Origin of the sequence: Capnocytophaga felis (assembly GCF_009684755.1) — a bacterium.
GTDB classification, from domain to species: domain Bacteria; phylum Bacteroidota; class Bacteroidia; order Flavobacteriales; family Flavobacteriaceae; genus Capnocytophaga; species Capnocytophaga felis.
The window spans coordinates 1-9893 of the sequence record NZ_BLBC01000025.1 but is presented as its reverse complement, the minus strand read 5'-3'; the positions used below and the strand labels follow the sequence as shown (position 1 = coordinate 9893).

At 28.4% G+C, this 9893-nt stretch carries 4 protein-coding genes; 2 read left to right on the top strand and 2 right to left on the bottom strand.

Going from position 1 to position 9893, the window contains the following annotated elements; translation table 11 throughout:
- Positions 1–207: 207 nt before the first annotated feature.
- Both GN105_RS12495 and GN105_RS12490 read left to right on the top strand, forming a co-directional pair.
- The gene (locus tag GN105_RS12495) at positions 208–3105 is read left to right on the top strand and encodes an HsdM family class I SAM-dependent methyltransferase (RefSeq protein ID WP_155285722.1); all 2898 of its coding nucleotides are present in this window, start codon (positions 208–210) and stop codon (positions 3103–3105) included.
- A 1-nt stretch (position 3106) separates the two neighbouring features.
- Positions 3107–3784, top strand: coding sequence for a hypothetical protein (locus GN105_RS12490; protein WP_155285721.1), 678 nt, complete (start codon positions 3107–3109; stop codon positions 3782–3784).
- Between the two features lie 45 nt (positions 3785–3829).
- On the opposite strand, the gene GN105_RS12485 is transcribed toward GN105_RS12490, so the two are convergent.
- Together GN105_RS12485 and GN105_RS12480 are read right to left on the bottom strand one after the other, a co-directional pair.
- Positions 3830–6856, bottom strand: coding sequence for a DEAD/DEAH box helicase (locus tag GN105_RS12485; RefSeq protein WP_155285720.1), 3027 nt, complete (start codon positions 6854–6856; stop codon positions 3830–3832).
- A 42-nt stretch (positions 6857–6898) separates the two neighbouring features.
- Complete coding sequence (locus tag GN105_RS12480) at positions 6899–9886, bottom strand: TrlF family AAA-like ATPase (RefSeq protein WP_155285719.1); 2988 nt, start codon at positions 9884–9886, stop codon at positions 6899–6901.
- Between the last annotated feature and the right edge of the window lie 7 nt (positions 9887–9893).

Here is a 9893-nt window from a genome sequence, read left to right as displayed (position 1 = left end):
CGAAATTTTACCACAAACTCCTCAAAAAGAAAGTGAGTTTGACATTGAGGAGTTTGTGTGAGATGTAATTAAAAAACTCTATGAAAAAATATTTTTTATATCACTGACATTCAGCTTATTGAAAGAATAATTAAATATTTTTAAACAGAATTATTAGCTGTATTATTTTTATTTTATATTTTTGTGGATTGTATAAAAGTATTCATTATGGATAATCATCACCTAACTTTTAAAAAAAACATAGTAAATCTTGGATTTACTACAGAGGATGATTGCCTATACTTAATAGATAATACTGATAACTTAGCAGAGCCTCAAATTCAATTTCATTTGGATAAGGCTCGAAAATTAAGTGCTTCGGCTATCTACTTACGAAAACAACTTAATGGAAGCTACAAGTCTCAAGTATATCTGTTTGATTTTACCGATAGAAACTTTGAAGAGACAAATGAACCTGAGTTAGCTCAAATTCAGACTAATATATGGAGTAGTGGTGAAGTTCCATTAGCTTGTATCTTCTATAGAACAGAAATTAAAATTCTTGACTGCACAAAGCATATAACAAAAGAATATAAACCCGAATATTTAGTAAGAGAGTTAAAATTAACAGGAAAAACTCACGAGTTATATAACGAACAATTTGCCGTAAAAATAAAAAGTGGAATTTTTTGGGAAGAAGAAGAGCTAAAAAATAAATTTAAATTCCAAAATTCTGCTTATGATAAATTGATTGATAATATTCGTTATGTGTCGAAAAAGCTAACAACTGAGTTTACTACTGTTTCAGTTGAAATAGTTAATAAAATAATTGTTCAATCAATACTGATAAAATATTTAGAAGAAACCATCGATAGTAATGGTAATGAATTATTATCAAAGAAATATTTTCAAAAATACAATGATGCCTTATCTTTTAGTGATGTTTTAAAACAACAAGGTAAATTTGTAGAACTTCTTTCGGATTTAAACAAAGATTTTAATGGAAATGTATTTAGATGGGATAGTGCAGAAGAAGATAATCTAAAAGAATTAGATTTGTCTATTCTTGCTGATTTATTATCAACTAATAAAACAGACTTGAATTCTAATCAACTAGAATTAGAATTTAACGATTGGAGGTATTTTGAATTTAAGTTTATTCCTGTTGAGTTGATCAGTCGTTTGTATGAAGAGTTTTTAGCAGAGGATAAACAAGATAAAGGATTGTATTATACTCCTTCGCATTTAGCAAAATTGTTGATTGATGAATGTATTCCGTTAAAAAAATATAAAAATATTGACTTAAAGGAATATACGATTTTAGATCCAGCTTGTGGTTCGGGAATTTTTTTGGTAGTGGCTTTTAAGCGATTAGTGCAGATATGGCGACTCCAAAATAATATGGCGACTCCAAATATTGATGATTTAAAATCAATTTTGAAAAACATTTACGGTGTTGATAAAGAGGAACAGGCGGTACGATTGGCATCATTCAGCTTGAGTTTGGCTTTGTGTAACGAATTGAATCCCATTACAATTTTGAATGAATTAAAATTTGATGATTTAACAAAAACAAATTTAATTCATTCTGATTTTTTTGAATGTAAAGCCATTGAAAATAAAAAATTTGATTTGGTAATAGGAAACCCGCCTTATGTTAGAGGAGGTACGAAAGATTTTGAAAAAAACACTACCAAATTTATTCAAAAAGAGATAGAAATTCCAAACAATCAAATAGCTTTAAAATTTTTGGGGGATTCGTACTCTTTCTTAAAGAAAAGAGGATTGCAGTGTCTATTGGTAAAATCTTCGGGAATATTATATAATACTGGATCAAGATTTTATTTAGAAACATTGCTCACTGAAACAAATGTTATCCAAATATTAGATTTTACAGCTCTTGCAAGAAATAAATCATTATGGGATAACAAAAAAGTTTCTTTCTCTGTTGATGGAAAAAAGAAAGAAACTCCTCTAGAAGTGGAGACAGCTGCTATTTTTATTAAAGAAGGAAAGCCTAATTTTTCAAGAAATATATTACATTTAACATTCAGAAGAACAAAAGCTACTAAAGAGCGAATAATTTTTGAAATAGATGACTATGACTTACATTTTGTAAATCGTCAAACTGCGATAAGTAATAAATTTATTTGGAAAAATAACCTATTAGGAGGAGGAAGAATAAAACAAACAATTGAAAAATTGTCTAACACAAAAAAATTAGAAGAGTTTTTTGAAAATTATGGGATTTATGGAGAAGGTGTTGGAGGTGCTAAATCTTTACATAATGATGCTTTTTTAGGTGATAAAATAGAATCATCTTTTATAACACAACAGTATATTTCATCTTTTGAAGGATTGAAAGAAAAAGAAGTCTATAAATATCCTAACTTCTTAATTAAAGAGAATATTGAATTACCTTTTTCATATAATGATAAGCCAATAAAATTTTCAAATGAAATAGTTGGTTTTTATTCATCTGAAGAACAAAGATTAAGACAATTAGCATCTTACTTTAAAAGCAATATTGATGTTTTGAAATTCTATAATATATGTACGAGTGGTAAATTACTTGTTTATAAAAATACGGCTTGTAAACAAGAGGATATATTAAATCTTCCTTTTGATTTTAATATAAATCTTTTACTATCCGAAATGGATAATAAAATCATTAGTGATGTTAATAATATAATGCAAATGTTTATTCGAAATGGAGAAAATTCAAAAGCCTTACAACCAATAAAACAGCATAATTTATTTTCCATTATTTCAAATTATGGAACCGAATTTTCACGAGCATTAAATACGATTTATCAAAACGAAAGCCACAAATTTAGACTATCTGATGTCGTTCAGTTGAAAAATTCATTAATAGCAACTGTTTTTAAGTATGATAATGAAAATACAGAACCTAAATTCCATAAAGATTTGTCTGAATTAGGCATTCAAGGACTTACAACTAACGATATTTCGGTTCATTTATCGGTAAATAGGATAATAAAATTATATCCTGAAAAAGATACCATTGTTTTTGTAAAACCAAATCAATATAGGTATTGGCTTTCATTAACGGCTTACCGAGATGCAGATAAATGTTTTTCTGATTTTTCAAACGCAGGTTATTAGTATGATTGCAGAGGAAAATTTATACAATAAACAAGTTCCTAATATTAGTATTTCAGATATTGGTAAAATTTCTCTTATTAAGGAAATAATGAAACAATCTGTTGATAACTTTAAGTCCTATCTTCGTTCAGATTTTTATAATAAGAAAAATTTGAATGAGGATGATTTTACACAAACTTATGTAGAACAAACTCAAATATTAATAAGAAATAGGAATTATCCTTTTAATGTAAGCTCTAGTTATCGTGATATTACCAATCAAAGTAAAGGTATATCAGATTTTTACTTTTATCCTAATGAAGAGGGAGTCTCCACTGCTTCTATTTTTTCAGTAGAAGCTAAACGATTACCTGCTCCTGAAAAATATAGAGAAAAAGAATATGTAATTGGAAGTAAAAATAACGGAGGTATTGAACGCTATAAAACTGAAAAACACGGCAAGGGCTTAAAAAAATGTGGTTTATTAGGTTTTGTAGAAAAAGAAAATTTTGATTATTGGAGTATAGCCATAAATAAATGGATTACTGAACTATCTGAAACTGACAATTCAAGTTGGAAAAGAGATGAAAGGTTATCATTAAAAGAGTCAAATTTAGATTTTGGTGTATTAGAATCCGTTGCTCATAGAACAAATGATGATATCCACTTGACCCATATTTGGGTTTCTATAAATACTTAAGACCACATAAAAACTATTCACTTCTAAGTGGTCTTTATTTCAACATCACTTTATTTCTAACACTTTTTCCATCACATCGAAGTAAGGCTGTTGGCTCCACAATTCTTTGTTTCCAATCACGTAACAGCGTTTTTTTGCACGAGTAAGAGCCACATTGAGCATATTAGGCTTTGAAGATGCCCATTGACGAGAACCAACTTTATCTGGATGACTTCCTAAAACAAGGAATACTACATCTGCTTCTTTTCCTTGGAATGTGTGAATCGTACCACATTGAACATTTTCGAAATTATTTAATGCTCCTCTGCATTTATCTGCAACTGCTTTAAAAGGAGATATTACATAAATATCCCCTAAATATGTTTTTCTTAATTCACTGATTTTTTCTTTAAGTAATTCAATTTCCTCATTAATAACTTGGCTATCTCCTGAACCATTACCAACAACATCAAACCAACAAGATTCACCAATATATTTTTGTTCGTTTTTATCTTTCGTGCCTTTTACCATTTGATTTTCGTACGCTATTTCATTGGCTATATCGAACATTGGGTTAAAACATCTTCGGTGGGTTCTCAGTGGAAATCCAGTCCAAACATCTCCCATTTGTGTTCCGTATTTGGAAATTCTGTCGGCTAACTGTTGAGCAGAACCGTTGTATGGAGACCAAACAGAATCAATATTTTGATGTTTTATCAATCCATCAACCAAAGTTTTGGGAATAGTAACCACAGGCTCTACTTGTATTGGATCACCTACAATAACACATCGTTTTGAGCGTTGAATCAGACCTGCAACTGATTGAGGCGTGGCTTGTCCTGCTTCATCTATTAATAACCATCCGATTTGATTCTTTGCCATATTAGGAAACAATTTACTTGCCGAAGCTAATGATGTAGAAACCACTGGAACACAGAAAAAGAAAGTATCCCAAAGTGATTGTATTAGTTCTTCATCAATTTTCGCTCTACCTGTAATCATTTCAAAAAAAGCATTCAAATTATTTTTGAATTGTTTGGCGTTGGTAAGAATTACATATTTATGAACTTCGAGAGCATTTAAAAATATTTCACTACGAAGTTTTGCTACAAATTCTGAATGATATGGAGAGAGTAAATGAATTTCTTTCAAATCTTTACCATAGAATTTTTCATCAAAAAGATTCTTTTCCTCAATTTTGTAATCTTGGGTAAGTTGAGATTTTAAGTTTTCATATTCTTTTTCAAATCTCTCAATTTGATTTAATTGATTTTGAATGCTTTTGAGTTGATTTTCAACAATATTCAATTCAGAACTCTTTTTCTCAATTTGAGAGTTAAGTTGCTTTATTTCCGATGAAATACTATCAAATTCGCTTAAAATCTCACTTATTTCATTGTTGCATTTTTTATAATTTTCTGTATTAAACAACTTTTGGAAGAAAAAGAAAATAGGCTTTTTATTATTATGAAAATTCAAAGAAATTTTTACATTTTCTTGCTCTTTATCTTTTTCGTTTTTTCTTTCTTTTAATATTTTAAATTCGTTAGATAATTGATTGCTAATAGTTTTTTTGTCTGATTGAGAATTTTCTAAATCTCTTTTTGCTCCAATATTTTTTATAAATTCTTCAAATCTATTGTGAAAATCAATAGCAATACTTTTAAAAATTTCAAACTCCTCTAACAAAGTAAAAAATTCTTTCTTAACTTTTTCAAAAACAGCCTGATATTGTTCTTGTGTATTTTGATTTTCTTCTAAATAATTATAAAAATTACGCTTAGATTTATCTAGCTTAGATTTTCCATTTTCATCTTTTATAAATGATTTCCAAAAGAGATTGTGGAATTTACTTTTATTTTCGGAATTCCCCAATGCAGCAGCTAAAATTCCCCAATTTTCACTGCCAGTTAATTCCTCTTTTGCAAATTCCCCAAAATAATCTGCATTTGAAAAGGCTTTTTTGTCAATTTTTTTCAACTGAGGCAATTCCTTACTGATATTTTCCACCGCTGCATTGTTATTACTCGCTACAACAATACCAAAATTCTTTTGTAATGAAGCATTTAAAGGATAAACATATTGGTATCTATCTTTAAAATCTAATTTTACACCTTTTCCAAAAAGATTATCAGTGCCAATGTTAATAATATACTTGGCTCTATCCACTATGATTTGAGCAATCACATCTAACAAAAGTGTTGTCTTACCCGTTCCGGGAGGTCCATTTACACCTTGCAAACCTGAGCTGTTATTCAAATCTTTAAAAATAGAATTTACAGCACCTAATTGAGCAGTACAAAGTCCATATTGAGGAGACGAAGCCCATTTTCCTTCAGTTAAATATTCTGGATGGATGGTTTTAAAAAGTTCCTCTTTATTTTTAATCAAATCTAATTTTTGCTGATAGGGAGTAAGAGTCAAATAATCTTGTAATGTGAGTGATAATTCAGTTTTTTTATCAATCAAATTATTCAAATCTTCTAAGAAAAAGCTATTTAGAAACGGAGCATCAAGCTCAGTATTTATGCTAACATCTTTTTCAAGATAATAAACTTTTATTTCTTTTGTATTCCAAGGAGTTAATTGTTTGAGATAGTCTATTTCTTTATTTATAAAATCCCAAGTTACAACTTCACCTTTTGAGTTTTCATTATCTTGATTTTTGAGAATATTAAACCGTTCAGAATACTCATCTTGTACATTTTGAAGTAATTGAAACACGGAAGAAATGTCTCTTTTGTTGTGTAAAACAGTTAATCCCAAAACATAACTTGCTAATGTATAGCTATTGGCACCAGGTTGTCCTTTTTCATCAAGAATAATTGAAGAAAGACAAGTAAAACCACTCACTTTTTCTTTCCAAAGTACCTTTTCCTTGCTTGGAAATAAATTTTCAATATGATTTACAATATTCTCTTTTGAAATTTCCCCAAAAAACAGTGTGTAGATTCTTTTTTTACCTTTTTCAATAGTTTTGGGTGTATTCCAAGGAAGTTGATTTTTTATTTCTGTAAGAGAATCCTTGTTTAAGTCAGGAAAATTGAATATCTCCACATTTCTCCAAAAATGTAATATGTCTTTTTGAGTCATAATAAATAGTTATTTCTAAGAAAACTTGTTAAACAACGTAATTTATAAACGGGTATTAAAACCATACTTCTTCTCTCTGTTTTTGAAGGCTTCTTTACCTCCTTCTACAATATCAGCAATATGTTCTTTTATCCCCATACTTTTTAATAAATCTGTTTCAGCTTCAATTTTAGCAAAAGTATTTTCTATTGCTCCATTGATATAATCAAATTTATAAAGGCTTGTGGTATCTTTTTTACTTTGCCCCTTTTGATTTGCGACAATCACATTTTCTGCATCAGCATTTACAACAATATTTGCATTATGAGTGACCAATATTATTTGTCGTTCAGTTTTTTTGTTTCTCAAATAAGAGATAATATTTTCACTCACAGAACGATTGTCCAAGTTATCCTCTGGTTGGTCAATAAGTATTGGGGATTTTGACTTACTCAAACCAATTATTAACATCAGTATCACAAAACTTGCCTTACCTGTAGACATTTCACCAAGTTTGTCATCTTTGTAAGTGATTTCCCAATAGTCATAAAAATAATCATCCAGTAAATTTTTTATAATTTCTCGTTCCTTATGCCTCTTATTTACAACATAATTTCCACTTAAAATATCTTCAAATATCTTTTTCACTTCGCTTTCCAAGTCTGAATACTCATATTCACTAATTCTTGTTCTATCTCCTTTTAGAATATCATAATTCAGATTTGAAGCACTCCTGCCATCTGTGAAATCTAAAACATTATCACGAAATTTAGGAAAATTAAATTGTGCTATTCCTCTTATTTTCAATTCAAATTCATCTTGTTCAAATTGTGTAGTTCTTTCTTTTAACAATTCGATAATATTTGTATATTCATCAAAAGATTTTTTATACAATTGAAATAAATCATCTTTTGTTTTATTTGCAAATTCTTTTTTCTCCGTAATTTTTTTATTGAGAATATCTATTTCAGACAAGAGTTTTTTATCATTTGTAATAGATTCATTTAGTGTTCTTATTTGTTTTTGAATTTCCTCATTCTGTTGATAAGGTTTTAATTCACTTTCAATACTTTGTTTTTCAGAAGATATTTGATTTAACTCATTATTAAAAATATTATCTTTCACAAAAACATTATCTCCCTTATCATTTTGGGTAAGTTCTATTTCTTTAATTAAATTTTCGATTTGAGATATTGACTCGTTAATAAAATTTAACTTATTTTGATAATATTCTCTAAATTTACTTGTTTGGATATTCTGTAAAAAGGCATTTTTTCTATTCTTTAAATTGAGTAATTCTCTTTTTAATTCTTGCAATAAGTCATTAGTTTGATGAAAATCACTAATCAACAAATCTTTTTTTTGTTGATTTCTTAACTGTTTTTCTTGGATAGTGTTATATTTCTGAATTTGCTCTTCCGTTAATCCAGCTTTTTTATTTAATTCTTCTACTTTATCCGAGTTTGTTTTAATATTTGTTTCTAAAACTTCTTTATTTGATTTTGTCTTTAATTCTCCTTCTAACTTTGTTATTTTATCAAGAGTATCAAAATAGCTGTCTATTAAGTCTTCTCTACTTTTGTCGTATTCTTTTACTTTCTTGATAAAACTATCATCATATTTTTGTTTTGAATCAGCATCCTCACAAATAAGATTTCTAACCAATTTATTTAAAGATTCTCCCTTACCACTTAACTCAGGTTCCGCAAGTTTTACCAATTCATTTTGTGGGATATATTTTATTTTTGGTATTATAGAGTTATCACCATTTTCTCTACCTGACATTTTTTGAGAGAAACCACCTTTTGTTGTTACCTCAAAATCAAAGTTAGGGTCAATAGAATCCAGACTATATCTTTTTTCTCCATTATTTTTAAAAAGCAATTTGTCCTTTGTATCTGCTAATAAGGTTTTTGCAATAGAGTATAACAAAATAGATTTTCCAGAAGACTTTCCACCTATTATTACATTTAAGTTAGGGTTCAAATAAATCTCTTCATTGCTAAATTTATTGGCAGGAGAAATGAATTTAACTTTATCAATAATTTCTTTATCTTCCTTAAAATCGGGTTTTCCATCTTGTATTTTTACTCTTTCCTCTGGTTCGTAAATAATTTGCTTTAAGCCCTCAAATGTTGGGTCTGCTTTTATCCAAGTGAATTTAGAAAACAATTCATCTTCTTTATGAGCATCACATCCAACAAGGCAAGGCTTCAAAGAACCAACTTTATCAATAACTTCTTCTATTTCTTTCAAATAAATATTATTTGTGTATCCATCAGTATTCTGTGATTTTCTACCTAAAAAGAATTTTATGTCTTTTGGGTTTGCTGAAAAGATAGCATTAGAAATTTTATAAATCGTTTTTCTTACACCATCTAATCCTCCTTCTTCGTTTTCAAAAAGGTCATAATGTTTCTGTAATCCAGATGCTCCATCGTAGCTTGAATTGCTGACAACAACTATTGAATTTTCCTTTATTTCCGCATTTTTATCTAATAAATCCCTGATTGTTTTAATATCCAATGCAAACCTGTTAACGCCTTCTCTGTAAGCAGTATTATCATCTGTAATATTCGAGTTTAATTGTTTACCATAATCAATAATTCCTTGTCTATTCATTCTATAATTATCCTGATTTTTTAATTCTCCAAAAAAATCATTCTCTAATTTTGTAACAAATTTAGGGTTAAATAAAAAATGAATATTTATTAACTTTCCTCTATCTGTTGAAGGAAGCATACGGAGTTCTATATTAGGAAAAAGAAAAATATTTTTAATATAATTCCTTTCTTCTTCATTAAATAACTCCTTTCCTTCGCTATTTTTTTTGTGATTGATATTCTCCTGATAATCTACAACCTCCTTATATCTATCTATGGAAAAATAGTCTGTAACTCCAATTGCTGAAATATTTTTTTCAATAGCTTTTTTAAAGAATCCAAAAAGAAAATCTTCCATAGAAGAAGAACTAAACTGGTCATTTTTATTAGTGCCCTTGGTATGTATATGTAAATCCCATTTTCTCCATTCTGAACCTCTGTTATTCATAATTTAA